The organism is Pseudomonas sp. 1L-C-7-B-C1 (assembly GCF_057291635.1).
This window is the reverse complement of sequence record NZ_JBXAWH010000014.1, coordinates 1-25,963: the sequence shown is the minus strand read 5'-3', so window position 1 is coordinate 25,963 and position 25,963 is coordinate 1. Positions and strand designations below refer to the sequence as shown.

General features: G+C 62.5%; 23 protein-coding genes. 7 read left to right on the top strand and 16 right to left on the bottom strand.

The annotated features are described in order from the left end of the window. Positions 1-361: 361 nt before the first annotated feature. From madM to pilG, 16 genes are all read right to left on the bottom strand, one after another. Positions 362-1,126, bottom strand: a complete 765-nt coding sequence (madM, locus tag AC0Z8Z_RS20685; RefSeq protein WP_122624431.1) for a malonate transporter subunit MadM — start codon at positions 1,124-1,126, stop codon at positions 362-364. 1 nt (position 1,127) lies between these two features. Then, a complete protein-coding gene (gene madL / locus AC0Z8Z_RS20680; RefSeq protein ID WP_065991198.1) occupies positions 1,128-1,562 on the bottom strand; it encodes a malonate transporter subunit MadL in 435 nt (144 codons plus the stop codon). 67 nt (positions 1,563-1,629) lie between these two features. Continuing rightward, positions 1,630-2,565: a malonate decarboxylase subunit epsilon gene (mdcH, locus tag AC0Z8Z_RS20675; RefSeq protein ID WP_485620448.1), complete on the bottom strand. Its 936-nt coding sequence runs from the start codon at positions 2,563-2,565 to the stop codon at positions 1,630-1,632. Then, positions 2,562-3,194, bottom strand: coding sequence for a malonate decarboxylase holo-ACP synthase (locus AC0Z8Z_RS20670; protein WP_485620343.1), 633 nt, complete (start codon positions 3,192-3,194; stop codon positions 2,562-2,564). The genes mdcH and AC0Z8Z_RS20670 overlap by 4 nt, the downstream gene beginning before the upstream one ends. After that, positions 3,188-3,991: a biotin-independent malonate decarboxylase subunit gamma gene (mdcE, locus tag AC0Z8Z_RS20665; protein WP_485620342.1), complete on the bottom strand. Its 804-nt coding sequence runs from the start codon at positions 3,989-3,991 to the stop codon at positions 3,188-3,190. The genes AC0Z8Z_RS20670 and mdcE overlap by 7 nt, the downstream gene beginning before the upstream one ends. Continuing rightward, positions 3,988-4,839 carry a biotin-independent malonate decarboxylase subunit beta gene (locus AC0Z8Z_RS20660; RefSeq protein WP_485620341.1) on the bottom strand — a complete coding sequence of 284 codons (852 nt, stop codon included), beginning with the start codon at positions 4,837-4,839 and terminating at the stop codon, positions 3,988-3,990. The genes mdcE and AC0Z8Z_RS20660 overlap by 4 nt, the downstream gene beginning before the upstream one ends. Next, positions 4,832-5,131 (bottom strand): malonate decarboxylase subunit delta, encoded by a 300-nt coding sequence (locus AC0Z8Z_RS20655; RefSeq protein ID WP_133775589.1) that lies wholly within the window; start codon positions 5,129-5,131, stop codon positions 4,832-4,834. The genes AC0Z8Z_RS20660 and AC0Z8Z_RS20655 overlap by 8 nt, the downstream gene beginning before the upstream one ends. Positions 5,132-5,133: 2 nt before the next feature. Beyond that, a complete protein-coding gene (locus AC0Z8Z_RS20650; protein ID WP_485620340.1) occupies positions 5,134-6,036 on the bottom strand; it encodes a triphosphoribosyl-dephospho-CoA synthase in 903 nt (300 codons plus the stop codon). Continuing rightward, entirely contained in the window at positions 6,036-7,712 is a 1,677-nt protein-coding gene (mdcA, locus tag AC0Z8Z_RS20645; RefSeq protein WP_485620339.1) for a malonate decarboxylase subunit alpha, read from the bottom strand. Before mdcA ends, AC0Z8Z_RS20650 begins: the two co-directional genes overlap by 1 nt. Before the next feature lie 98 nt (positions 7,713-7,810). Then, positions 7,811-8,959, bottom strand: a complete 1,149-nt coding sequence (locus AC0Z8Z_RS20640; RefSeq protein ID WP_485620338.1) for a Fic family protein — start codon at positions 8,957-8,959, stop codon at positions 7,811-7,813. A gap of 449 nt (positions 8,960-9,408) precedes the next feature. Further along, positions 9,409-9,897 (bottom strand): chemotaxis protein CheW, encoded by a 489-nt coding sequence (locus AC0Z8Z_RS20635; protein ID WP_122536410.1) that lies wholly within the window; start codon positions 9,895-9,897, stop codon positions 9,409-9,411. Beyond that, positions 9,890-15,871: a hybrid sensor histidine kinase/response regulator gene (locus tag AC0Z8Z_RS20630; protein ID WP_485620337.1), complete on the bottom strand. Its 5,982-nt coding sequence runs from the start codon at positions 15,869-15,871 to the stop codon at positions 9,890-9,892. The genes AC0Z8Z_RS20635 and AC0Z8Z_RS20630 overlap by 8 nt, the downstream gene beginning before the upstream one ends. A gap of 90 nt (positions 15,872-15,961) precedes the next feature. After that, complete coding sequence (locus tag AC0Z8Z_RS20625) at positions 15,962-17,998, bottom strand: methyl-accepting chemotaxis protein (protein WP_122536408.1); 2,037 nt, start codon at positions 17,996-17,998, stop codon at positions 15,962-15,964. Positions 17,999-18,073: 75 nt separating this feature from the next. Beyond that, entirely contained in the window at positions 18,074-18,613 is a 540-nt protein-coding gene (locus AC0Z8Z_RS20620) for a chemotaxis protein CheW (RefSeq protein ID WP_485620336.1), read from the bottom strand. Between the two features lie 16 nt (positions 18,614-18,629). Continuing rightward, positions 18,630-18,995: a twitching motility response regulator PilH gene (pilH, locus tag AC0Z8Z_RS20615; protein ID WP_065991171.1), complete on the bottom strand. Its 366-nt coding sequence runs from the start codon at positions 18,993-18,995 to the stop codon at positions 18,630-18,632. 46 nt (positions 18,996-19,041) lie between these two features. Further along, positions 19,042-19,452, bottom strand: coding sequence for a twitching motility response regulator PilG (gene pilG / locus AC0Z8Z_RS20610; RefSeq protein ID WP_065991170.1), 411 nt, complete (start codon positions 19,450-19,452; stop codon positions 19,042-19,044). Between the two features lie 241 nt (positions 19,453-19,693). On the opposite strand from pilG, the gene gshB reads away from it, so the two are divergent. The 7 genes from gshB to AC0Z8Z_RS20575 all read left to right on the top strand — a co-directional run bounded on the left by gshB (position 19,694) and on the right by AC0Z8Z_RS20575 (position 25,722). Continuing rightward, positions 19,694-20,650 carry a glutathione synthase gene (gene gshB, locus AC0Z8Z_RS20605; RefSeq protein WP_485620335.1) on the top strand — a complete coding sequence of 319 codons (957 nt, stop codon included), beginning with the start codon at positions 19,694-19,696 and terminating at the stop codon, positions 20,648-20,650. Between the two features lie 172 nt (positions 20,651-20,822). Then, entirely contained in the window at positions 20,823-21,725 is a 903-nt protein-coding gene (locus AC0Z8Z_RS20600) for an energy transducer TonB (protein ID WP_122536405.1), read from the top strand. Between the two features lie 107 nt (positions 21,726-21,832). Then, positions 21,833-22,402, top strand: coding sequence for a YqgE/AlgH family protein (locus AC0Z8Z_RS20595; RefSeq protein WP_485620334.1), 570 nt, complete (start codon positions 21,833-21,835; stop codon positions 22,400-22,402). Beyond that, entirely contained in the window at positions 22,402-22,839 is a 438-nt protein-coding gene (gene ruvX / locus AC0Z8Z_RS20590) for a Holliday junction resolvase RuvX (protein ID WP_172610019.1), read from the top strand. The genes AC0Z8Z_RS20595 and ruvX overlap by 1 nt, the downstream gene beginning before the upstream one ends. A gap of 76 nt (positions 22,840-22,915) precedes the next feature. Beyond that, positions 22,916-23,437 carry a bifunctional pyr operon transcriptional regulator/uracil phosphoribosyltransferase PyrR gene (gene pyrR, locus AC0Z8Z_RS20585; RefSeq protein ID WP_485620333.1) on the top strand — a complete coding sequence of 174 codons (522 nt, stop codon included), beginning with the start codon at positions 22,916-22,918 and terminating at the stop codon, positions 23,435-23,437. 12 nt (positions 23,438-23,449) lie between these two features. Continuing rightward, entirely contained in the window at positions 23,450-24,454 is a 1,005-nt protein-coding gene (locus AC0Z8Z_RS20580; protein ID WP_172610021.1) for an aspartate carbamoyltransferase catalytic subunit, read from the top strand. Further along, the gene (locus AC0Z8Z_RS20575) at positions 24,451-25,722 is read left to right on the top strand and encodes a dihydroorotase (RefSeq protein ID WP_485620332.1); all 1,272 of its coding nucleotides are present in this window, start codon (positions 24,451-24,453) and stop codon (positions 25,720-25,722) included. Before AC0Z8Z_RS20580 ends, AC0Z8Z_RS20575 begins: the two co-directional genes overlap by 4 nt. Positions 25,723-25,963: the final 241 nt, after the last annotated feature.

Sequence of the window (25,963 nt, the reverse complement as noted above, 5' to 3'; positions counted from 1 at the left end):
CAATTTGATATCTCGGCCGGTTCGCGGGACTTGTGGGAGTGAGTTTGCTCACGAAGACGGCATTCCAGCCGCTGACAATTGGCTGGATGCACCAACCCCTTCGCGAGCAAGCTCGCTCCCACCGGCAGGCTGTCGGCAGATACATCTGCGGCGTCTTCTGACACCGCGCTTTCTCGCAGCAGACACATCCCTTGTGGGAGTGAGCTTGCTCACGAAGGCGGCATTTCAGCCGCTGACAATTGGGTGGATGCTCCAACCCCTTCGCGAGCAAGCTCGCTCCCACGATTCCGACGCTTGCAGGTAGTTCTGCAATCAGGCGCGCAGCGGCAGCATGTTGCTGAACACCGCGCATCCCAAAGCCTCAGCCCAGAATCCCGCGCACGATGAAGTACAGCAGCGACGGCCCCAGCAGACAACCCAGCCCAGTGTGGAACGTCGCCGTCAGCGCGCCGTAAGGCACCAGCCGCCGATCCGTTGCCGCCAGTCCTGCCGTCACGCCGCTCACGGTGCCGGCCAGACCGCCGAAGACCATTGCCGAACGCGGGTTATCCAGGCCCATCCAGCGCGCGGCCATCGGGGTGCCGACCATCACCAGAATGGCTTTGATCAGACCGGTCGCGATAGACAGCGCCATGACATCCGAGGTCGCGCCCAACGCCGCACCCGTCACTGGCCCGACGATGTAGGTCACGGCGCCCGCGCCAATGGTGGTGATGCTCACGGCGTCGCGATAGCCGAAGGCATATGCTACGCAGCACCCCACAATGAACGGCAGCAATGTGCCCAGCAGCAGCGAAAACGCGCCGATCCATCCGGCCTTTTTCGCTTCGGTGGCTTGCACTTCGAAGGCCGTGGCGACGATGGCGAAATCACGCAGCATCGACCCGCCCATCAAGCCGATCCCGGAAAACAACGCCAGATCCGCCAGCCCTTTCTGCCCGCCGGTCATCGTGCCGCCGACCCACGCCAGCACCAGGCCGATGACGATCGCAATGGCCGATCCATGAATGCGCCCGAACGTCAGGCGCTTGGACAGCACCACCGAAATCCACATCACCACGCCTACAACCGCAAACGCGGTGACCAGGCCCTGACTGATCAGGTCTTTCTGAATAAGCTCCCACATATCAGCGGCCTCCTGCTGGCGAAACAGTCGGCGCGATCACCGGAAGCGGGTTCGCGAGCTCGTCTTCTTTGGGCAGTGGCTCGCCCTTGTTGATGCGACTGATGACCGCAATCGTGCAGCCGCACACCACCACCGACACCACCGCGGCGATGACCGCGATCGGCCCGCCCTTGAGCGCCGTGACGACGTTTTGCTGAGCGGCCATGGCCACAACCACCGGGATGTACATGGCGCCCCAGAAGCCGACGCCCATTTCGCAGCCTTCGCTCATGCCGCCGCGCTTTTGCATGAACAGCCGCGCGCAGATCAGCAGGATCATCGCGATCCCGACGCCACCTACGTTGGATTTGACGCCCAGCAGCACGCCGAGCAGATCACCGAGAATCACCCCTGCGAGGGTGCAGATTGCGAGTAACGCCACGCCATAAATCACCATTGTTCTTATCCTCAAATTGCATCGTCGAAGTTGTTGTTTTTGTGTTCCTTCGAAAGCAGCAGTCGGTTTATGGGTGGCGGCGTTCCTCCTCTCGCGACAACGCGCCGAGCGTGTCCAGCCGGGCGCCCTGAAAGGCGACAGCCGATCCTTGTTCGAAGACGCGGCGGGCCAGACCGGTAAGCACGGTGCCCGGCGGCAGTTCGATGTGCAGGCGTGCGCCACGCTCGTACGCGGTTTGCACCGTGCTGCGCCAGTCGATGACCCGGCACATATTGAACGCCAGATCGTCGCGCAACTTGTCGGCGCTGAGCATCGGCCGCGCGGTGCTGCCGCTGAGGTATTTGAGCGTCGGCGCCTTCAGGGAAACGTTGGCAAACGCATCAGCAAGGGCCCGAGCAGGTTCTGCCAGCAGTTCGCAATGGGACGGCACGCTGACCGCCAGCCGCTTGGCCGCCGCAGCGCCTTGCTCTTTTGCGAGCGCAGCGACGGCCGCCATGGCCTCGTCTCGCCCGGCAATAACGAACTGGTTGTCGGCGTTGATGTTCGCCAGATAGACCGGCCTCTCAACGCTATGAATTCGTGCGATCAGGCTTTCGACCGTGGGTTGGTCCAGCCCGATCAGCGCGGTCATGCCGTAGCCCTGTGGATAAGCGCTTTGCATCAGCTCGCCACGCAGCGCGACCAGCCGCACCGCATCGGCGAAATTCAGCGCGCCTGCGATCACCGCCGCCGGATAAGCACCGATGGACAAACCTGCAACCATGTCGGGGATGTTGTCATCGGCCATCAACACCCGCGCACACGCGACGCCGGCGATCAACAAACAGAGCTGAACAGCGCGAGTCGATTGCAGGGCGGCGGCGGTGTCCAGCGTCAGGACGTCCTCGTTCAACGCCGCGCTCGCTTCTGCCAGGCACTGCGTAACCAACGGGTGCTCTGGCAGCCCGTGGAGCATGGCCGGCTGTTGCGCACCCTGGCCGGGAAATGCCCAGAAGCTGCTCATGCCGCGACCGCCTGCGCCAGCCATGGGTTCTCCACAAGCCGCGCGCCGTCTTCGGCTTTGAGCAGCACCTGGCGAGACGATCCTGCCCACTCGCGCAGCGCCACGGCACCAAACGGGGTTTGCAGCTGAAGGTCGATGCGGCAGACCGCGCCGGCAAGCTGCTCGACCAAACGAGCGGCGTGCTGGCGATCAAACAATTCAGGGGTACGCAGGATGAGATCCAGGTCGCTGTCCGCGTGCAGCACCGGCACGCCACTGGCCAGTTCGAAACCGGCGCCACCCGCCACGCCCCACGGCAGGCCGAGTGCGTTCATCACGGGACGGATCTGCTGCAGGGCGCGCAACGCCGGCCAATCAGCGTGAGGCGTCATGGCGATCAACGCTTCAGGCCGCACTCGCCGTTGCACATCCTCGAGCTTCATGTGGGTGGCGTAGCGCTGATCTCGCGACCGACCCCTTACGCCCACCGCCACCAGGGCTGGTGCGACACGGGCGCGGCGCACCACCACTGGGTGACCCAGGCCAACGACCTCACACGCCCACGCCGGTGCGTCGATCGGCAACGCAGCCGCCGACAAACCCCACAACAGATCGTGGGGGAGCACCGGCTGAAAAGTGCTCATCACCACTGCGCCCGCAACAGCTCGCGGACTTTCGACGATGCCTCACGATTCGGCGCGCCGAGGCGTGAACTCAGGTCATTGACGCCGGCGAGGGTGTCTTTGATCGCTGCAATCAAACGGTCCTGAACCCGCGTGAGATCCGAAGCGCTGGGCTGCTCAATCTCACTGACCGACAGGGTTTCCCACAGCAAACCGAGGCTGGCGTAGCTGTCGATGTCGTAGGCCATCGGCGGCACGCTGGCGGCGAGCTTTTCCAGTTCTTCGACGCTGCGCAGTGTAACCCGCGCCGCAGAGGCCTTGCCCATCGCGTGAACCATCACGCCCGGATCGCGCAGGGCAATCAGGCGATTGGCCTGATAACCGTGGGCGAGAAACGCGCCGGACATCGCCTTGCCCACCAGCAGCCCGATCACCGGGTGCCCGGCCAAACGCGCCCGAGCATAAGCGTCGACCGCCCCGGCCAGTGCCTGGTGAATACCCAGCGCTTCTTCGCGGCGGCCATAGGCCTGACTCGGCACGTCGATGATGGCGATCAATGTCCGCTTGTTGTCGCTGTCCTGATCCAGCTTGATGGCGCTGTCCACGGCCTGGGCCAGCCCCCATCCTTCGAGCAAACCGACCTCGCCATTCTGTGCGCGAGGAAAGCGGTTAGCTGGATCGGCGACCACCGCCAGGAATCGCGCCGGGCGATCACCCAGCGTGCCATCAGCCGCTTTCACCGACGCCGGCAGACCCGACACTTCAGGGGCGTTGGCGGCCAGCGCGTTAAACCAGTTCAATCCACGAAGCGAGTAAGCACTCATGACCGGTCTCCTTGATAGGCAGTGCGCACGGCAGCAGGTTCTATCTGCTGGGCGGTGTCCACTTGAGCGAGACGCTCAAGGAACCAGGCGTATTGACTGCTGCGTTCCTGCTCGGGCTTGCCTTTGTGCAACAACCCTTGCACCTGTTGCTGAATGGCGCTGATGTCGTCGGCGACAAAGGCGTCCACCAGACCGCTGGCAAAACGTTGCTCGCCCCCGGTCAGGCTCCAAATGAAAGGCCTGTCGCGGGAGTCGTACTCTTCGATGCCGGCTTCCTGTTCGATGACTTGCGGGCCGTTCAGGCCGAGACGCGCTTCCTGGGTGACGACCAGATAACTGCACAGCGCCGCCGCAATGGACATGCCGCCGAAGCAGCCGACGCTGCCCGCCACCACGCCAATCACTGGCTGATAACGCCGCAGATCAACGATCGCCGCGTGAATGTCGGCGATGGCCGCCAGCCCGAGATTGGCTTCCTGCAAGCGCACGCCTCCGGTTTCCAGCAACAGAACGGCTGCCGTGGGAATGCCCTTTCGGTTGTCCTCAGCGGCCAGTTCCAGAGCGCCGGCCATTTTGGCGCCGCCGACTTCGCCCATGCTGCCGCCCTGAAAACCGCCTTCGATGGCACAGATCACCACCGGCTTGCCCTCGATCGTGCCCTTGGCGATCACTACGCCGTCGTCGGCTTGTGGCACGACGCCTTGCTTGGCCAGCCAAGGGGAGACGAGGCGCTCGAAGGGATCGACCAGCTCGCGAAAACTGCCGTCATCCAGCAGTGCGCGGGCGCGTTGCCGGGCACCGAGTTCGACGAAACTGTGCTGCTGCAGAAGCCGCGTGCTGTCAGTCATGACCGACCTCCTCGAAACCTTGCTCCAGGCGCAGCCGAACCACGCCCGGTGTCGCGCCAAAATCGTGGATGTCGATGCTCATGGCCGGTGGCGTCTGGCCGTCGAACATCCGCTGAAAAAGGTTTTCCCAACGCGCCGAACTGCCGTTGACCGACGTCAGCACCTGGATCGTCAGCTTGCCCGGCTGGCCCGGTTCAAGCAGCACTTCCAGATCACCTGAACCGACACAGCCCACCAGAGCGCGACCCCGTGGCGGCTGCCCGGCAGGGAATTCAAAAGACAGGGTTTCCATGATCAGACGTTCCTCGTTGCATCGCCGAACGCAGGCTCCAGGCGATCAATAAACAGGCAAGCGGCGAGCAGATCGGCAGCGCCGCCGGGGGATGCGTTCAGGCTCAACAGTTGTTGATCCAGCTGATTGAGCGCGCGACGACCGCTGAGGGTCGCGCTGCCACCGGAGTCCAGCACCCGCTGCGCGCCGTGTTGCATGGCATGCAGGCCTTCTTCACCCGCGCGGTACAGCACGCAGGTGTCGGACAGCGTGGTCATGATCGCCAGCAGTGCATCGAGTCGTGCGTTTTGCTCGCCATGCCCGGCGTCGCGGCTGCGGATGAGTTGCGGCAAGCCGGTTTGAGTCACGGCAGGGAAGCCAGCTTGCGCTTGTTCCCGGGCACCCATTGCGCCGTACTTTTGCGCAACAGTCTGGCCATGGCTGTGGCTCTGGTTGGCGGTCTGGTGACGATCTTCGATCACTGCCAGCTGGCCTGCGCGTTGGCACAGCCCTTCCGGGGAAAGGTCATCGGGATCCAGCGCCGCAGCGGTGACCAGCAACCCCAGAGCCCAGATCGCGCCACGGTGCGTGTTCACCCCGTTGGTGGTGCGCATCATCGCGGCTTCGCCTTCGCGACCGATGCGGCCAATGGTTTCTCGCAGCGCCGGGTTGATTTCACTAATGGCAATGGCGGCGTCGGCCATCTGCTTGAATGCAGGCCACAGCGAGATCGCTGATGCGTGCATCAGGCCCAGGTGCAGATCCGTATGGGCGCCACTGCTGCGACGATCAACCAGCGCCGGTTTCGGCGACAGGTCGGCCTCGTCGATCAGTGCATCTACCGCCAGATCGGCGAGGCGCTCTGCCAGTGATGCAGGGTTCGGCGTTGCGTCGAAGGCATCGAAAGCTACGTTGAATGCGCGCATCACCAGCTCCTGAATTTCGGAGGCGGGTTGTACAAACCGCCGGACCATTCCACCAGCTCGGCGATGCTCTTGGCGGCAAGCAGTTCGCGGCTGGCGTCGGTGCGGCGAATGCCCAAATCCTCAGGCAACGCGATCAGCCCTTCACGGCGCATGCGGGCGGTGTCTTTCGGGTTGTGGCGCATGCCAATCGAGGTCACGCCCGCCACGGCGGCGATCATCGCCTGACGCTCTTCCAGCGTTCGCGCCTTGTACAGATAGGCAATGCCTTCTTCAGTCAACAGATGGGTCACGTCGTCGCCGTAGATCATGATCGGCGCCAGCGGCATCCCACTCTTTTTCGCGACCTCGACGGCGTCCAGCGTCTCGACGAAGGTCGGTTTGCCGCCTTCCTGGAAGGTCTCGACCATTTGCACCACGAGCTTCTTGCCGCGCTCAAGATAGGCGTCTGGCCCGTCACCGCTCTGCTGGCGCATGTCCAGCCAGGCAGGCGTGGCGTGGCGTCGGCCGCGCGGGTCGTGCCCCATGTTCGGCGCGCCGCCAAAGCCGGCAAGGCGCCCGCGGGTAACGGTAGAAGAATGGCCATCGCCGTCGACTTGCAGCGTGGCGCCAATGAACAGGTCAACGGCGTATTGCCCGGCCAGCTGGCACATCATCCGGTTGGAACGCATGGAGCCATCGTGGCCGGTGAAGAACACGTCGGGCCGCGCAGCGATGTAATTTTCCATGCCCAGCTCAGTGCCGAAGCAATGCACGCTTTCGACCCAGCCGCTTTCGATGGCGGGGATCAGCGTCGGGTGAGGGTTGAGCGTCCAGTTGCGGCAGATCTTGCCCTTCAGGCCCAGGGATTCGCCGTAGGTCGGCAGGATCAGTTCGATGGCGGCGGTGTTGAAGCCGATGCCGTGGTTGAGGGACTGGACGTTGTGTTTTTCGTAGATCCCGCGAATCGCCATCATCGCCATCAGCACGTGCACTGGCTTGATGTGGCGCGGGTCGCGGGTGAACAGCGGCTCGATGTAGAACGGCTTGTCGGCGACGACCACGAAGTCGACCCATGACGCCGGGATGTCCACGCGCGGCAGGTCGCTGACGTCATCCACCAACTGGTTGACCTGCACGATGACGATGCCGTCGCTGAAGGCGGCCGGTTCGATCAGGGCGGGGGTGTCTTCGGTGCTGGCGCCGGTGTAGATGTTGCCGGCGCGGTCAGCCATGAAGCCGGCCGAGAGTACAACGTTGGGAATCAGGTCAACCAGCAGACGGGAATACAGCTCGATGTACGTGTGAATCGCGCCGATTTCCAGCAGGCCGTCTTCCAGCAGCTGGCTGATGCGCAAGCTTTGCGTACCGGCGAAAGAGAAATCCAGCTTGCGGGCGATGCCGCGTTCGAACAGGTCCAGATGCTCGGCCCGACCCACGCTGGGCATGATCATGTGCAGGTCGTGGAGCTTGGCGGGATCGGCCTTGACCAGTGAGCGGGACAGGAAATCCGCCTGCTTCTGGTTATTGCCTTCAAGCACCACGCGATCGCCCGGCGCAATCAGCGCCTCAAGCGCCGCGACAATCTTATCGGTCGGCAGTACAACGCCATCGGCGAAGGAACGCACCAGGTCGAGCCGTCGCAGCTTTTCAGTGCGACGACGCGACCAGCGCGGGTCAAGTTTCGTTGTTGTGGTCATGCTGACTCCACGAGTTCGCTGTCGTGGGGCAGATTAGGAGGGGTTCAGGTGTGGCATCAATCAAGTAACTGGCGGGATCGTTACGCTGAGAGTAATGATCAGATCTGCCAATTGATCTGGTAGCGGGTGCTGCGCCCGCCGCCCGGGAGCTTCGCCAGACAACCTTTTTCCAGCAGGTCCTGAAGATGCCGGGTGGCGGTGGCTTTACTGACTTTGGCGACCGCCTGGTATTGAGCGGCGCTGATGCCACCGGTAAAACCTGCGTCCGGCTTCTCCGACAGCAGGTCGCCATTCAACAACCGATTGAGCACCTTGGTCTGCTCAGCAGAGAGGCCGTCGCTACTATGGGCTTGCCAGAATCTGGCCTTTGCCAGCACTCGCTCGATACGCTTCATGGCCTGCTCAAGCGTGTGCAACAACGTCTGCAAAAACCATACGAGCCATTCGGTTATGTTCAGGTCACCCCGCTGAGTCGCTTCCAGAATCCGATAGTAGTCCTGACGGCGGGCGAGGATGCTGGCGGACATGGCATAAAAGCGTATGGCCTGGTGTTCGCCCTGGGCCATGGCCAGATCAGTGATTGCGCGGGTCAAACGTCCATTGCCATCGTCGAACGGGTGCAGCGTCACGAACCAGAAATGCGCGATGCCCGCGCGGATCAGCGGGTCCAGGGTTGGATCGACGCGGCTGCTGTTGAACCAGTAAAAGAAGTCATCAAGCTTTTGCTCCAGGCCTTCGCGCTCAGGCGCCTCGAAGTGCACCACGGGCCGGTCGATGCGACCGGACACGACCTGCATGGGCTCAGGCCCTCTGAGCGTCCCGATTTGGATGGGGTATGCCGTCAACGCGCTCGGCTCGGGGAACAACAACTGATGCCAGCGCATCAGCCGTTTAGACGTCAACGGCATGTCGTATTGTTGGGTGGCATCCAGCATCAGCTCCGCCAGACCTTCACTGCGCGCCGTCACGCGTTCATCGCTGGCGAGCCCGAGCCGTTTTGCCAGCGAGGAGCGCACCGACTCCACGTTGAGTTGCTCACCCTCAATGGCCGATGAGGTGATGAGGTTCTGCAGCAAAGCGTCCAGTTCACGCTCGACATTCGCGGCGGCGCCTGAAGCGCCAATCATCCCCAATAGCTGACCCTGCGCCTGGGTGCAGGCCCGCAACAGCGGCGCCAACGGCTCCACATCCCAGGAAAAGGAAGGCCATTTGGGGTGTTGCCAAATCCATTGTGTTGACTGGTTCACTGAACACCTCGGAAGAGTGTGAGCCGATTAGCCACCATATTCGGCTCACTGCATGAGCCGAATATGCGGTTTATTCGGCTCATCGTCTAGGAGGGATTTGGCGGAAGCGATTGCCAGCAGCCCCGCACCCCTCTGACCAGCCACAGTTAAGCATGTACAGGAGATCAAATTGTGGGAGCGAGCTTGCTCGCGAATGAGCCGGGACAGCCGCTTAATCTTTAGCGGCTGAAATGCAGCCTTCGTGAGCAAGCTCACTCCCACAAGGGCTGTGTCCGGCATGAAATCTTCAGCGGCTGAAATGCAGCTTTCGCGAGCAAGCTCACTCCTACAGGGGGCTGTGTCCGGCATGAAATCTTCAGCGTTTGAAATGCAGCTTTCGTGAGCAAGCTCACTTCCACAAGGGCTGTGTCCGGCATGCAATCTGCGGCGTTTGAAAGCCGGGAAGTCTCTTACAAATTCGGCGTCATCTGAACCAACCCCGCCTCCACCAGCCACTCTTCCAGCGCCACAAGATCGGGGATTTTAGCCACGGTTTCGCCCACTTGCACCGCGGCCAGTTCCAGCTCGGCCAGCGGCACGTCGACGTAGCTGAGCTGGCTGTCCAGCTTGCAGGAACGCGGAATGCCTTGGGTCAGCAGGGCGATGAATTTCAGGTCAGGCCGACCGCCGAGGGCGTTGAGCACGACGATGCGGGCGCGGCCTCCAACGCGGGCGCGGCTGCCGCAGGCGGCTTCGAAGCTGAGCAGCGGCAGACTGCGGTTGCGCCAGTTGATGGGGCCCAGGTACCACTGCGGTGCGGCGGGGTCGGCGACGCTGTCTTGATAGTCGATCAGCTCGGCGACCGCCACGTTGGGCAACAACAGGTGCCGGTCACTCAGGGGAATCAGCAACCCGGTCAGGCTGGTCAGCCGCGCCGTTTGCGTGGTGGTGTCAGACATGGGCGTGGCTCCAGTGGGCGATGCTTTCCAGCAGTGCGGCTTCCTGATAAGGCTTGCTCATGTATTCGTTCACCCCAAGCGCCATGGCGTGGTCGCGGTGCTTCTGCCCTGATCGCGACGTGATCATGATGATCGGCAGGTGTTTCAAGGCGTCGTCTCCGCGAATCTTGCTGACGACTTCAAAGCCGTCCATGCGCGGCATTTCGATGTCCAGCAGCATGATGTCCGGGGTGTGCTCTTGCAGCAGCGCCATGGCATCGACGCCATCTTTGGCCGTCAGCACGTTCATGCCGTTGCGCTCCAGCAAGCGGCCGGTGACCTTGCGCACGGTCACTGAGTCATCCACTACCATCACCAGCAACGGCCGCGCCTGTTCGGGTTCTACATAACGCACTGGCGCATGACCGGCGACCTGCAACGCGAGCAACTTGGCGTGGAAGCGCCGGATGTGGGCAAACAGGTCGAGAATCAGCACCACGCGGCCGTCCCCCAGAATGGTCGCACCGGCAATGCCGGGTATCGAAGAAAACTGCGCGCCCAGGTTTTTCACCACGATTTCCCGCGAGCCGGCCAGCGCGTCGACCTGCACCGCAACCCATTGATCGTGTACATGAACGAGAAGCACCGGCAGCGGCTGGGTCTGTGGCTGGCCGCTCAGTTTCGGCGGATGACCGTTATTGAGCAGTTCGCCCAAATAACGCAACTCGTAACTCCGTCCGCTGTACTCGTACCGCGGCGGCACCGTGTGATAGCAGGACTCCAGCTCGCTCGGCATCACGCGCACGATGCCCTCGATGCTGTTCAGCGGCACGGCATACTGTTCTTCGCCGCACTGAACCATCAGCGCCCGATTGACCGACACCGAGAACGGCAAACGGACACGGAACCGCGCACCCTCGCCCGCTTTGGAATCAATGACCATCGAGCCGCCCAGGTCCTTGACCTCGGCGTGCACCACGTCCATGCCGACGCCGCGCCCGGAAATCTGGGTGATGGTCTCGGCGGTGGAAAACCCTGGGCGCAGGATGAACTGAAGGATGTCGTGCTCGCTCAGCTCGGCGTCCGGGCCGATCATGCCGCGCTTGATCGCCTTGCGCCGCACGGCCTCGAAGTCGACACCGGCGCCGTCGTCGCGCATCTCGATAACGATGTCGCCGCCTTCGTGGGCCAGGCTCAGCGTGATATGCCCCCACTCGGGTTTGCCGGCGGCCAGACGCTCCTCGACGCTCTCCAGACCATGATCGACGGCGTTGCGCAGCATGTGTTCCAGCGGCGCAACCATACGTTCGAGCACGTTGCGGTCCATCTCGCCCTCGGCGTTGATCACGTCGAACTTGACCTTCTTGTTTAGCTCGCCCGACACCTGACGAACGATCCGGCGCAGGCGCGGCACCATACGCTCGAACGGGACCATGCGCGTGCGCATCAGGCTTTCCTGAAGCTGGGTGTTCACCCGCGCCTGCTGCTGCAGCAGGGTTTCGGCCTCATGGGCGCGGGTGTCGAGGGTTTCCTTGAGGTCCATCAGGTCGGACGCGGACTCGAACAGCGCGCGGGATAACTGCTGCAGCTGCGAATGACGGTCCATTTCCAGCGGGTCGAATGCTTCATAACCGCGCCGATCAACGTGGTGATCGCGGCTGAGGATACGGCCCTGGGTCTCGATGTCGAGTCGGCGCAGCTGATCGCGCATCCGCTCGATGGTGGTTTCCATTTCGATCAGGGTGATCTGCGCGTCACTGACCTGCTGCTCGACACGGCCCCGGAATATCGAGGTTTCCCCCGCCAGATTGGCCAGGTCCTCCAGTTGCTCGGCCGGAACCTTGATCATCTCCGGGCCGGTACGCTCGCCGTCGGCCTCCGCCTGTGCGGACGCTGGATCAACGGCGGCCGCGGGCACCTGAGCCGGCGCATCCTGAGGTGTGTCGACAGCGTCTCGGGCGGTTCCGGACGAGGTGTAGTGACCGATGCTTTCGATCAGCAGCGCCGGGTTGGGCAGCGGCTCGTAACCCCGAACGGCATCCACCATGTCGGCGAGCATGTCGTGGCCGCTTTGCAGCAAGCCGTTGAGCAGCGCGCTGTTTTTCAGCGCACCCGTCGATAATCCTTCGTACAGCGACTCCAGCTCGTGGGCCAGATCGCCAATCGGCGCGATCTCCACCATGCGCGCGCCGCCCTTGAGCGTGTGCAGATCACGCAGCAGGTTTTCCACTTCCAGCGCGTCGTGTGGATCGGCCTGCCAGCGCACCAACGCCGCGCTGCTGCTTTCGATGATGTCGTCGGCTTCTTCGAGGAAGATTTCCAGCAGTTCCGGATCACGCTCGTCCAGCGAGTGAATCATTGAGCTGACATTGCGCGTCTCGCCGTCATGGGGCAACAAGTAGCAGTTGCGCTGACGAAACTCGCGAATCTTCTCGATCAGGTGCGCGGGACTGGTCAGCGCCGAGCGGTGCTGCAACTGCTCAAGCATCAGCGACAGGTGATCGTGGCTGTGCACCAGCAGTTCGGCCAGTTGCGGCGAGTAACCGCATCGTCGGTCAAGCAGGCCTTCGTACAGCGATTCCAGCTCGTGACCGAGGTCGCCCACCGGCCCGATTTCGGCCATGCGCGCGCCCCCCTTGAGGGTGTGCAGGTCACGTTGCAACGATGACAGCGGCAGCGGGTTGTCCGGCTCGTCGAGCCAGCGTTGCAACGCAGGGCCGGCGATGTCGAGAATGTCCATCGCCTCTTCAAGAAAGATCTCGACGATTTCCTGATCAAAATCATCACTCAACGGCTTGGCAGGTTGAGCGAGGCGCTCGCTGACCTCCTCCATCTCTGTGATGTGGGTCGCCCCAGCGCCATCACTTTTGATGACGCCCATCGCGCCGGGGTCCAGCGCTTCGGCAAGCAGCCCGCGCAAGGCGCTCACCCGTTCGGGGCAAGGCTGAACCTCCTGTCCGGCGGCGACCTGATCGAGCATGTTGATCAGCGCTTCGTGGGCCTTTTCGGCTTCATCGAAGAACCGTTCGCTGACGGCGAGGCTGCTCTCCTCCACCGCGCCATACAAGTCGAGCAGCGCTTCGCAGAGTTCGTCGACCTGAGGGAGGTCGGCCATATGTGCGCCGTGGCCGAGCATGGTCAATTCGTCCAGCAGCGCATTCAGTTCCTGGCGGTGGCCGGGGTGCTGGCGCCAGTCTTTGAGCAGGTTGTCGGCGTCCAGCAGGATGTCCATGCCCTCGGCCAGAAAGCTCGAGATCAACTGCGGATTACGCCGCGTGCGCAGCCCGTTGCTGTCGTCGCTCAAGGCATCGGCCAGCCGTGCGTCAAGCAGCTCCTGGGCCTGTTGAATCAGTGCGGCAGCGCCTTCGATGGGCAGCAGCGGGTCGATACTGAGCTGAGACAGGCCTTGATGAAACAAAGGCTCGGCCGCACGCAGCAGGTCGATTTCGTCCTGGCCGACCGCGATCAGGTTGGTCTTGAACTCGCGAACCAGTTGATCCAGCGGGCTCGCCAGCTCGGCAATCGGCAGGACGCCTGCCATGTACGCGCTGCCTTTGAGGGTGTGCAGCGCGCGCAGCAAATCGTTGCTGAATACGGGCGCATCGGCGTCCTGCGAGGCGTCGAGATAGCGGCTCACGGTGTTCAGGTGGGTATGGGCTTCCTGACGGAAAATCTCCAGCAACTGCGGGTCGAACCCCTCTTCGTCCTCCGGGCGTTGCGCAGGCTCGACGTCATCTGCCTCGCCCTGGGCCAGCGCGTGAGCCTGGGCGGCCAGTTGGTCGACATCGTCACGCTGACGCTGAACGTCCTCGGCGAAATCGCGAATCACGTCCGGCAGCAAAGTCTGTACGTCTGTGAGCAACTGCTGCACCCGTGCATCCGGCTCGACACTGTGTTCCAGAACGCGGTTCAGCAGGTTTTCTACCGACCATGCCAGCTCGCCCAGAATCAGCGCGCGCACCATCCGGCCGCTGCCCTTGAGGGTGTGAAACGCCCGACGAATCTCGCCCAGCGCCGAGAGATTGCCAGGATCGGCAAGCCAGCGCGGCACGTACTCGCGCAGGGCTTCGAGCATCTCGTCGGTTTCTTCGAGGAAGACTTCGCGCAACTCGTCATCAATCGCCTGCTCACCCTTCGGCGGCGGCAACAGGCTGGCCGGCATGTTTCGCGCCGGCGGGTTGACCGCCGACAGCGGGCTGGCCAGCACTTCGGCGAGGGTGCGGCTCGGGCTGACCAGGGCCTGCCGCTCGTGCAGATCCTGCAGTTCTTCTTCGCTGATGACTTCTTCGAGCACCGGCACATCCAGCGCGTCGGGGACCGGCGAGTAACCGAGCCGGGCCAGACTTTCCTGGGCCAGGTCCAGCACATGTTCACCCGGCGCTTCCGGGTCTTCGGCCATGCGTTCGAGGTAGTACTCGACGCCGATGATCACGTCCGCCAAGTGATCGAGCTGCGAGGCCGCCGGGCTCTCAGCGTCGACCAGCAAGCGCTCGGTGATGTAGTCGTTACAGGCCGCCAGCAGGCCGGATGCCCGCGCCAGCGGAATCATCGCCAGCGCGCCGCGCACCTGAACCAATTGCTCCGACAGCGGCAGCAGACGTGCCCGGTCCATTTCGCCGTCGACGTAGGCGTCGATCACATCCTTGGCCTGCTGAAGGACGATGCGCGCTTCCTTGATGACCATCTGATGAATCTGGCTGAGGTCCGTGGTCGGCAGACGGCTCTCTTCGGGGCTGCTCTGGTTGACGGTTCCGGCCATGCCAGCGAGGGTAGATTCGACGTACAGCAGCGCGCCCGCGACGTCCATCAACGAGGCATCGTCGGGCTCGCGCTGCCCTTGGGCCATGCCCTGCACCGCGGTCATCTGATCAATGATGACTTTGCGCGGCTGCCCAAAGCCCAGCACCGCCAGGGTGTCGGCGATCTGCCGCAGCGGCGGCAGCAACGCACTCAGCTCGCTGACGTGCTGACGATCTCCGCGCACGAACACATCAAGCCGCTCCTTGGTCCGCACCAGCTCATCACACAGCGCAATGATCACAGAGCGCATGGCGTCGCGGTCCGGCCCGGCCATGCGCGCGCGTTCTTCAGCAACCAAAGCGCTGTGCGGCAGGGCATCGGCGAGGGCGTATTGATCCTTAAGGTCCGTCATCTTCTGCGCCTCGCTGTCGGACTTGGCGATGTAAAACAACAGGCTTTTCAGGAGTTCGTCGGGCGCAGGCTGATTAATCCCCTCGATGCCTTGATCCAGCAGACGCTTCAGTTCTTTGTCAGCGTCCTTGAACAGGCTGCGCAGCGCCGGGCTGTTGGTGAAGTTACCGCTGACCATGGTTTCGACCAGCGCGGAAGCGATGCGCCAAAGCGGTTCGAGCGGCGCGTCCTCGCACAAGAACTCAAGCCGTGCGAACACTTTGCCCATGTAACCGAGTTGAGTCTGCACGTCCTGATCGCGAAGCAGCCCGACCAGCGCGGTTTGCAGCGTCTGCCGCAGTTTGCGCAGCTTCGCGGGCAGCTCCGGGCTGTCGCGCTCGGCCAATGCGTCGGCATCAAGGGCAGGGATAGACAGCAATTGTGGCGAGAACAGGCTGGTTTCCGACAACAGGCTTTCGCCCCGGGCGCTGCGCAGATCATTGAGCAGCGGCAGCACCACCAGCGGCAGATCACGGCGAGCGGAATGCACACGCTCCAGGTAGAGCGGCAATTGGGTCATCGCCAGATTCAGCAGCTGAATCGCTTCGCTTTCCTGGCTGACGTGGCCCTGTTTGAGCGCCAGCGCCAGCTGTTCAATTTCCTCGGCGAACAGCGCGGCGCCGTAGAACTCGATCATCTGCAGGCTGCCATGAACCTGGTGGATGAGGTCAAGGCAAACGTCCATCGCCGATGCGTCGTGGGGTCGGGCGACGAAGGTGTCCAGTGCCTGTCGGGCGTGGGTGAGGGTTTCGGCTATTTCGCCTTTGACCCACTCCAGGGCCACGTAATCGTGACGGTCAGCCATGGTGACTCCGGTTGCCTGTGCTCTGACGCTGCTTCATTTGCGATAACGGGTGCATTAACGGGGCTATCAAACGGGCGCTCACAACGGCCATCAATGCCGTGATGTCGGCAGCGTAAAGCCGGACACCGAGCGGCGCATCTCGCTGGCCATCTTCGCCAGATTGCCCATGCTCCGGGCAGTCGCCGCCGTGCCTGAGGTCGTCTGCGTGGTGGTCTGCTGAATCACCAGCATGGTCGAAGAAATCTGCTGGCCCAACTCAGCCTGCTGCTGCGCCGCGTTGGTGATGCTCTCGACCAGCGCGGCGAGGATCTTCGACACGCCTTCAATTTCTTCCAGCGCAACGCCGGCGTCCTGCGCCAGCCGCGCCCCGCGCACCACTTCGGCGGTGGTCTGCTCCATGGAGATCACCGCTTCGTTGGTGTCGTTCTGAATCGCGCGCACCAGCGTTTCGATCTGCTTGGTCGCCGACGACGAGCGCTCGGCCAGCCGCTGCACCTCATCGGCCACCACCGCGAAACCGCGTCCGGCATCACCGGCCATCGAGGCCTGGATCGCGGCGTTGAGCGCAAGAATGTTGGTCTGGTCGGCGATGTCATCGATCAGGCTGACGATGTCGCCAATCTCCTGGGAAGACTCGCCCAACCGCTTGATGCGCTTGGACGTGTCCTGAATCTGCTCGCGGATGTTGTCCATGCCGGTGATGGTGTTGTGCACCACCTCGTTGCCTTTGTTGGCGATGGTCACAGACCGCTCGGCGACCGCAACGGACTCGGACGCATTGGCCGAGACCTGATCGATGGAAGTCGCCATGTCATGGATGGCGTTAGAGGCCGCTGCGATCTGCAACGCCTGATGCTCGGACGCCGCGGCCAATTGGGTCGCAGTGGTCTGCGTGTCTTTCACGGCGCCGAACACTTGCTCGGCGGTGAGGTTGATGGTCGACACCAACTCACGCAGTTGATCGATGGAGTAGTTGATCGAATCGGCAATCGCGCCGGTGAAATCCTCGGTCACCGAGGCGGCCACGGTCAGGTCCCCGTCCGCCAGGTTTTCGATCTCGTCGAGCAGGCGCATGATCGCGTTCTGGTTGCGCTCGTTCTTCTCGGCGGTTTCGCGCAGTTGCCGGTTGGTTTCGCGCACCATCACCAAGCCAATCAGGATGATCGACGCCAGCGCCAGCAGGCCGAGTATGTAGCCGCCATAGCTATAGGCTGCGCGACCACCGGCCATGTGCTCGAAACTGTTGGCCAGCACCGAGGCTTCGTCGAGGAGCGTCTGCGAGAGGTTGAAGATGCTGCCCGCCGCTTCACGGACTTCCAGCAGCTCCGGCGAGGTTTCAAGGATTTCGTCGACCGACCCCGAGACGAACTGGAACAGCTCGGCAATCTCGGCCAGCCGCGCCCGCGCATCGCGGTCTTCGACCTGGGCGATTTTCAGGGTGGCATTCCCTTCGAGCATGCCGTTGAGCACACGCCCGAACTGGCTGGCATCACGACCGAAAGCATCCGCTGCCTGAACCGCGGTTTCGTCACCCGACAACACCGTGTTCACCGCACCCAGTATCCGCTCGGCCAGCAGCGACTGCCGCTGTGCGAGGGCCACTTGAGCCGCGGGCGCACGGGTTTGCAGGAGAATGTCGACGACCTTTTCCGATTCGATCTGCAATTGCGGGATGGTCTCTGCGAGCGTCGCCGCGACCTGATGCAGCGAGAGCACGGTCTGCTCACGGGCCAGAATCACGTCGGTGCTTTTGCGCAGGTTTTCCCAGTCGTTCTGTACCGCTTTCAGCTCATCGCTCACCGCAGCGGGAGCAGCAGGCAGGCCGGTGTTTTTGTCGCCTTTCTTCAAATACTGCCAGCGCGTGTCGAAGTCGTTGCGCGCGTCGGCCAACAGCTTGAATGCCGCCGCCTTGCCCGCCGCCGCTTCCGTGGCGTTCTTGGCGATACGCTGGGACAGCACGCGAAGCTCGCCGGCGTGGCCGATGTATTGTTTGTCGTAGTTGGATTGCGTGCTGAGGTACGCGAAGTTGACGAACAGCAGCATGATGAAAACGATGAGGCAGATGAACAGCACGACGATCTGCGATCGACTGCGCGCGCCTTCCAATGACTTGCCGGTATTACTCATTGCTCAGGGCTCCGCCTGATGTTCGATTGAGGGGGGGCATTAGCCGTCTGGACAGGCACTGTTCAACGCCGCACATCAGAGCGCAACATCCATAAACTCAGGCGACTGTACCAGCGCGCGAGGGCTGAACACCTGCCAGGCCTGCTCGCGCACAAAACGTCCCCGTATGTAAGGCGCGACGCGGGGTTCGCTGTCGTGACCCGCTTCAGGCATCAGGCTCCGCTCGCTGAAATGCTGCATGCCCAACACCTCGTCGATGAGCAGACCGACGAACACGCCCTCGAAGTCGATGACCAGCACGCGCCGGTGTTTGCGATGGGGTGAAAGTTCGTGACCAAAGAAGGCGCACAGATCCATGATCGGCAACAAGCGGCCGCGCAGATTGGCGATCCCGCAAACCCACGCCTTGGCGCCAGGCAACACCGCGCAGCGCGGTTCGTGAAGGATTTCGTCGACCTCGCCCATGGGCGCCACGTAATGGCGCTCGCCCATGCGGAAGCCAATGCCGCCCCAACCTTGTTGTCGGGTTTCCTGCAACGGCAGGCCGGCAGCGAGGGAGCGGCAGCGCTGGTCGATATCGAGCAGCAGCTGGAAGGCGGTTTGTGACCGAGCCATGAGCGTCAGCCGGGGGTCAGCCCGCGAGCACCGCGTTCAGGGTTTTCATGAGGGTTTCTTCGTCCACTGGCTTGGTCAGGTAATCCCGCGCGCCCTGGCGTTTGCCCCAGACCTTGTCGGTTTCCTGATCTTTAGTGGTGATCATGATGACGGGGATCATGCTGGTGTCAGCGTCTTTAGTCAGCTGACGGGTCGCCTGAAAACCGTTGAGGCCCGGCATGACGATGTCCATCAAGACGGCATCGGGTTTTTCCTGCCGGGCCAGGGCCACGCCGTCGGCACCGTTCTCGGCCTTGAGGACTTGATGGCCGTGCTTCTCCAGCATGCCGGTCAGCTTGTACATTTCGGTCGGCGAGTCATCGACGATCAGAATTCGAGCCATGGTGCTTCCCCATAGAAACAGCCGTCCCCCACGAAGGGGGGCGGCATCAAGATAGTTGTTGTTCGACTGCAACGAACCCGGGCACATGGGCCTTGATCGCACTGAGCAGTTCTTCCTTGCTGAACGGTTTGGTCAAAAACTGATCGGAGCCGACGATGCGCCCCTTGGCCTTGTCGAAGAGCCCGTCCCTTGAGGACAACATGATCACCGGCGTGGATTTGAAGGCCCGGTTGTTCTTGATCAACGCGCACGTCTGATACCCGTCGAGCCTGGGCATCATGATGTCGACGAAAATGATTCTGGGATGATTGTCGGCAATCTTGGCCAGTGCGTCGAAGCCGTCGATGGCGGTGATTACTTCACAGCCGACGTTTTTCAGCAGCGTCTCGGCGGTGCGACGAATCGTCCGGGAGTCGTCGATGACCATCACTTTCAATGGGGCTGAATGCTGTTCCATATCTGCTCTACCATCGCCGCGGCGAATCAGATGGGTTGCCTTCCGCCGGGCATCTGGTTTTGGGTCGGGATGATCGGGAGGCGCCAGAGACAGCTGGCGCGACACCGGATGCCGAGCCTTTTTAGCACACTCTCCACGGTCAATCCATAAAGCCTTGCCCCTTGACCCAAAGCCGGCGCGGCGCCACCCTGACGCCTATTTTCGGCCTGTCGTGGCCATTACCGATCAGAGGATATTACCCATGAGCATTCGCCTGGGAATCGTCATGGACCCCATCGAGCGCATCTCCTATAAAAAGGACAGCTCGCTGGCCATGCTCCTGGCAGCGCAAGCCCGCGGCTGGTCGTTGTTCTATATGGAGCAGCACGACCTGTACCAGGACGCCGGCCAGGCCCGCGCCCGCATGAAACCGCTGAAAGTCTTCGCCGACCCGGCTCACTGGTTCGAGCTGGAAGCCGAAGTCGACAGCGGTCTGGATGATCTGGACGTGATCCTGATGCGCAAGGATCCGCCGTTCGACATGGAGTTCGTCTACTCCACCTATCTGCTCGAACAAGCCGAGCGCGCCGGCGTGCTGGTGGTCAACAAGCCGCAAAGCCTGCGTGACTGCAACGAGAAGCTGTTTGCCACGCTGTTCCCGCAATGCACGCCGCCCACGCTGGTCAGCCGTCGTGCCGACATCATCCGTGAGTTCGCCGCCAAACACGGCGATGTCATTCTCAAGCCGCTGGACGGCATGGGCGGGGCGTCGATCTTCCGCCACCGCGTCGGTGACCCGAACCTGTCGGTGATTCTCGAAACCCTGACCAAGCACGGCCATGAGCAGATCATGGCGCAGGCCTATCTGCCCGCGATCAAAGACGGCGACAAGCGCATTCTGATGGTTGACGGCGAACCGGTTCCGTATTGCCTGGCAAGGATCCCGGCCGCTGGCGAAACCCGAGGCAACCTGGCGGCGGGTGGTCGTGGCGAAGCCCGTCCTCTGAGTGACCGCGACCGCTGGATCGCCGCCGAGATCGGCCCGACGCTGCGGGAAAAAGGCCTGCTGTTTGTAGGCCTGGATGTGATTGGCGAGCACCTGACCGAAATCAACGTCACTAGCCCGACCTGCATCCGCGAGATCGACAACGCGTTCGGCACGGACATTGGCGGCATGTTGATGGATGTGATCGAGAAGAAGCTGCAAGCGCGCGCTTAACCCGGCTCCTTGTGGGAGTGACGCTGATTACTCCCACAATGAAAGGCACCTTCCACTAATCGGCCCGGTGACATCAAACGCCAAGCCAGTCCTGACATTGCGTTATCATGCGCGGCCTGAATTTTTGCGCTAGGTGAGTAGTAATGCTGGCACATGTGCTGCCGGAGCGTGGATGAACGCTGCGGTCGACGATGATCTTCCCCTGTCCCTGACCCGCACTGGCGTGCGCCCTGCCGATCGCCTCGGGTTTACCCTGATGATCGCCGCACTGGTGCATCTAGCGGTCATCCTTGGCGTCGGTTTCACCTACGTCAAACCGGAAAAGATCAGCCAGACTCTGGAGATCACTCTCGCCCCTTTCAGAAGTGACACCAAGCCCAAGGACGCTGACTTCCTCGCCCAGGAAAACCAGCAGGGCAGCGGCACCCTCGACAAGAAAGCGGTGCCGAAGACCACCGAAATTGCCCCCTATCAAGACAACCAGATCAACAAGGTCACGCCACCGCCTGCCGCCAAACCGGTGGTCAAGCAGGACGCGCCGAAGACCGCTGTTGCCACGAAAGCCCAGTCTCCGCAAAAGACCGTCGCCAAGCGCGATGAGGTCAAGCCGGAAGAACAGAAGAAAGTCGCACCGACCATCGACAGCACGCAGCTGAACAGCGAAATCGCCAGCCTCGAAGCCGAGCTGGCGGATGAGCAGCAGGCGTACGCCAAGCGTCCGAAGATCCACCGCTTGAGTGCGGCCTCGACCATGCGCGACAAGGGCGCCTGGTACAAAGAAGACTGGCGCAAGAAGATCGAGCGCATCGGCAACCTGAATTACCCGGACGAAGCGCGCCGCAAGCAGGTCTACGGCAGCCTGCGGATGATGGTGTCGATCAATCGCGACGGCTCACTGTACGAGGTACTGGTTCTCGAGTCGTCGGGTCAGCCGCTGCTGGATCAGGCCGCGCAGAAGATTGTCCGGCTGGCCGCACCGTTTGCGCCGTTCAGTGGCGATCTGGCCGATATCGACCGGCTTGAAATCATCCGCACCTGGAAATTCGCGCGCGGGGACAAGCTGTCGAGTAATTGATCAGCCAATGCCGCGCACTATGAAACCTGACCTGCGTCGCGATTTATCCGCCCGCGAGTCGGTTCTGCCAGTTGTCACAACAGCCCCGCGACGCCACACTAGGGCTCATGAAAAACGTCTCTCCGTCGTACCTCAAACACCAGTTTCTGATCGCCATGCCCCACATGCACGATGAGAACTTCGCTCAGACCTTGACCTACATTGTCGAGCACAACGCCAATGGCGCCATGGGCCTGATCATCAACCGACCGCAAAGCCTGTCGCTGGCAGATGTCCTTGAACAGCTGCGCCCCGAATTGCCGCCTCCTGCGCGGTGCAGGGATATCCCCATTCACCTCGGCGGGCCGGTGCAAACCGATCGCGGCTTTGTCCTGCACCCTTCCGGTCAGGTCTTCCAGGCGACGGTCGACCTGGGTGGCATTTCGCTCTCGACCTCCCAGGACGTGCTTTTCTCTATCGCAGACGGCTACGGCCCTGATCAAAATCTGATCACCCTCGGCTATGCCGGCTGGGACGCCGGCCAGCTGGACGCCGAGTTTGCCGCCAATGCCTGGCTCAACTGCGCGTTCGACCTGGCAATCCTTTTCGACGTCGAAAGCGAAGACCGCCTCGACGCCGCTGCCGCTAAACTGGGCGTCAACCTGAACCTGCTGACCAGCCAGGCGGGTCACGCCTGATGGCCGGACTGCGCCTGCTGCTGGGATTCGACTACGGCACCAAACAGATCGGCGTGGCGGTCGGCCAGGTGATCACCGGGCAGGCGCGCGAACTCTGCACATTGAAAGCGCAGAACGGCGTGCCGGACTGGGACAAGGTTCAGGCGCTGATCAGCGAGTGGAAACCGGACGCCATCGTCGTCGGCCTGCCGCTGAACATGGACGGCACGCCGAGCGAGATGAGCGCACGCGCCGAGAAGTTTTCACGCAAGCTCAACGGCCGCTTCAACCTGCCGGTCTACACCCACGACGAACGCCTGACCACCTTCGAAGCCAAAGGCGAACGCGCCTCTCGCGGCCAGCATGGCAGCTACCGGGACAATCCCGTGGACGCCATCGCCGCAGCGCTTCTGCTGCAAAGCTGGCTGGAAGCCAATACCGCGCTGTTTGAAACCTGATCCATCTACGCTGAACCGAATTCGATTTACCCCGGACGTTCGTGCAGCGCACGCCGGGGCACCTGAAGGAGCAACCATGAGCCTGCCAAATCCCGCCGAACTGATCAGCCAGATGGCGATTGATCTCAATGCGCACCTGAACAAACGCGGCATCCAGGAGCCTCGCTTCATCGGCATTCGCACCGGTGGCGTGTGGGTCGCGCAGGCGCTTCTCGAGGCCCTCAACATTGAGTCCCCGCTGGGTACGCTGGACGTCTCCTTTTATCGCGACGACTTCAGCCAGAACGGCCTGCACCCGCAAGTGCGACCGTCAGAGCTGCCGTTCGAGATCGAAGGCCAGCACTTGGTGTTGATTGATGACGTGCTGATGAGCGGGCGCACCATTCGTGCAGCGCTCAACGAACTGTTCGATTACGGCCGCCCGGCCAGCGTGACCCTGGTGTCGCTGCTGGACCTGGACGCCACCGACCTGCCAATCCGCCCGAACGTGACGGGCGCGACCCTGTCATTGGGGCCGAACGAACGGGTCAAGCTGTCCGGGCCAACGCCGCTGACGCTCGAACTGCAAGACCTTTCCACCGATTCCGCCGCCCTCTAAGAGTCCTTTGCGATGACGCCTCTCGACGCCAAGCGCCCGCTGCAACTGAACCATCAGGGCCAGCTGCAGCACTTTCTCTCCCTCGACGGTTTGCCCCGCGAACTGCTCACCGAAATCCTCGACACCGCCGACTCGTTCCTCGAAGTCGGCGCCCGGGCGGTGAAGAAGGTCCCGTTGCTGCGCGGCAAGACCGTGTGCAACGTGTTCTTCGAAAACTCGACCCGCACCCGCACCACGTTCGAGCTGGCGGCGCAAAGATTGTCGGCGGATGTCATCACGTTGAACGTGTCGACCTCCTCCACCAGCAAGGGCGAGACGCTGTTCGATACGCTGCGCAACCTCGAGGCCATGGCCGCCGACATGTTCGTCGTGCGCCACGGTGACTCCGGTGCGGCGCACTTCATCGCCGAACATGTCAGCCCGCAGGTGGCAATCATCAACGGCGGCGACGGCCGTCATGCACACCCGACCCAGGGCATGCTGGACATGCTGACCATCCGCCGCCACAAGGGCAATTTCGAGAACCTCTCGGTGGCGATCGTCGGCGATATCCTGCATTCCCGCGTCGCGCGCTCGAACATGATCGCGCTCAAAGCGCTGGGCTGCCCGGACATCCGCGTGGTCGCGCCAAAAACGCTGCTGCCGGTGGGCGTCGAGCAGTACGGCGTGAAGGTCTACACCGACCTGACCGCAGGCCTGAAGGACGTCGACGTGGTGATCATGCTGCGCCTGCAACGCGAGCGCATGTCGGGCGGCCTGCTGCCGAGCGAGGGTGAGTTCTACCGGCTGTTCGGTCTGACCACTGCGCGCCTGGCCGGCGCCAAGCCCGATGCCATCGTGATGCACCCAGGCCCGATCAACCGGGGCGTGGAGATCGAATCGGCAGTAGCAGACGGCCCTCATTCGGTCATTCTCAATCAGGTGACCTACGGCATCGCCGTGCGCATGGCCGTTCTGTCCATGGCCATGAGTGGCCAAACCGCACAACGTCAGTTCGAGCAGGAGATCGCCCAGTGAAGTTCAGCATCCTCGGCGCTCGCGTCATCGACCCTGTCAGCGGTCTGGATCAAGTTACCGACATCCATCTTGAAGCGGGCAAGGTGCTCGCCCTTGGCGCGGCACCCGCCGGCTTCAGCCCTACGGAAACCATCGACGCCGCCGGCTTGATCGCCGCCCCCGGGCTGGTTGACTTGAACGTGTCGTTGCGCGAGCCGGGTTACAGCCGCAAGGGCAACATCGCCAGCGAAACCCGTGCAGCGGCGGCAGGCGGCGTCACCAGCCTGTGCTGCCCGCCGCGGACCAAACCGGTGCTCGACACCTCCGCCGTTGCCGAGCTGATCCTTGATCGCGCCCGCGAGGCTGGCCACAGCAAGGTCTTCCCCATTGGTGCGTTGAGCAAGGGCCTGGAAGGCGAGCAATTGGCCGAGCTGATTGCCCTGCGCGACGCCGGTTGCGTGGCCTTCACCAATGGCATGGTGAATTTCCGCAGCAATCGCACGCTGTGCCGCGCCCTCGAATACGCGGCGACGTTCGATCTGACCGTGATTTTCAACTCCCAGGACCACGACCTTGCTGAAGGCGGCTTGGCGCACGATGGGCCGACGGCTGCGTTTCTGGGCCTGCCGGGTATTCCGGAAACGGCTGAAACGGTGGCACTGGCGCGGGACCTGTTGCTGGTCGAGCAAAGCGGTGTGCGCGCGCATTTCACGCAACTGACCAGTGCGCGCGGTGTGGCGTTGATTGCCCAAGCCCAGGCCCGAGGTCTGCCGGTGACGGCGGACGTGGCGCTTTATCAGTTGATCCTGACGGACGAGGCGCTGACCGGCTTTTCGAGCCTGTACCACGTGCAGCCGCCGCTGCGCACACGTGCAGACCGCGACGCATTGCGTGAAGCGGTTAAGTCGGGCGTGGTGCAGGCGATTTCCAGTCATCACCAGCCCCATGAGCGTGACGCCAAGCTGGCTCCGTTTGGCGCGACCGAGCCGGGCATCAGCAGCGTAGAGTTGTTGCTGCCCCTGGCGATGACGCTGGTCGAAGACGGCCTGCTGGACCTGCCGACGCTGCTGGCACGCCTCAGCTCCGGACCCGCCGCTGCGCTGCGCCTGCCGGCCGGAACACTGGCCGCCGGCTCGCCTGCGGACGTGGTGCTGTTCGATCCCGCCGCTTCTACGGTTGTAGGCGAGAAGTGGCTGTCGAGAGGCGAAAACTGCCCGTTCCTCGGCCATTGCCTGCCGAGCGCCGTGAAGTACACGTTTGTGGATGGGCGGGTTAGCTATAACGGGTGATTCATCACAACTGATCCACATCGCAGAGGATTCCTGCGTCACGGAATGGCAACTGACACACCCAAATACGTAGGAGCCGGCTTGCTGGCGAACGCGATCGGTCATGCACATCATCTGTGACTGATCCATCTTGTTCGCCAGCAAGCTGAACTGGCCTAATGATTTTGGACATCTCAATCGGGCGCTAAGATGGCGCCCAAATCGGAGGTGTTATGGGCATGCGTACTTCTTACTCGAACGA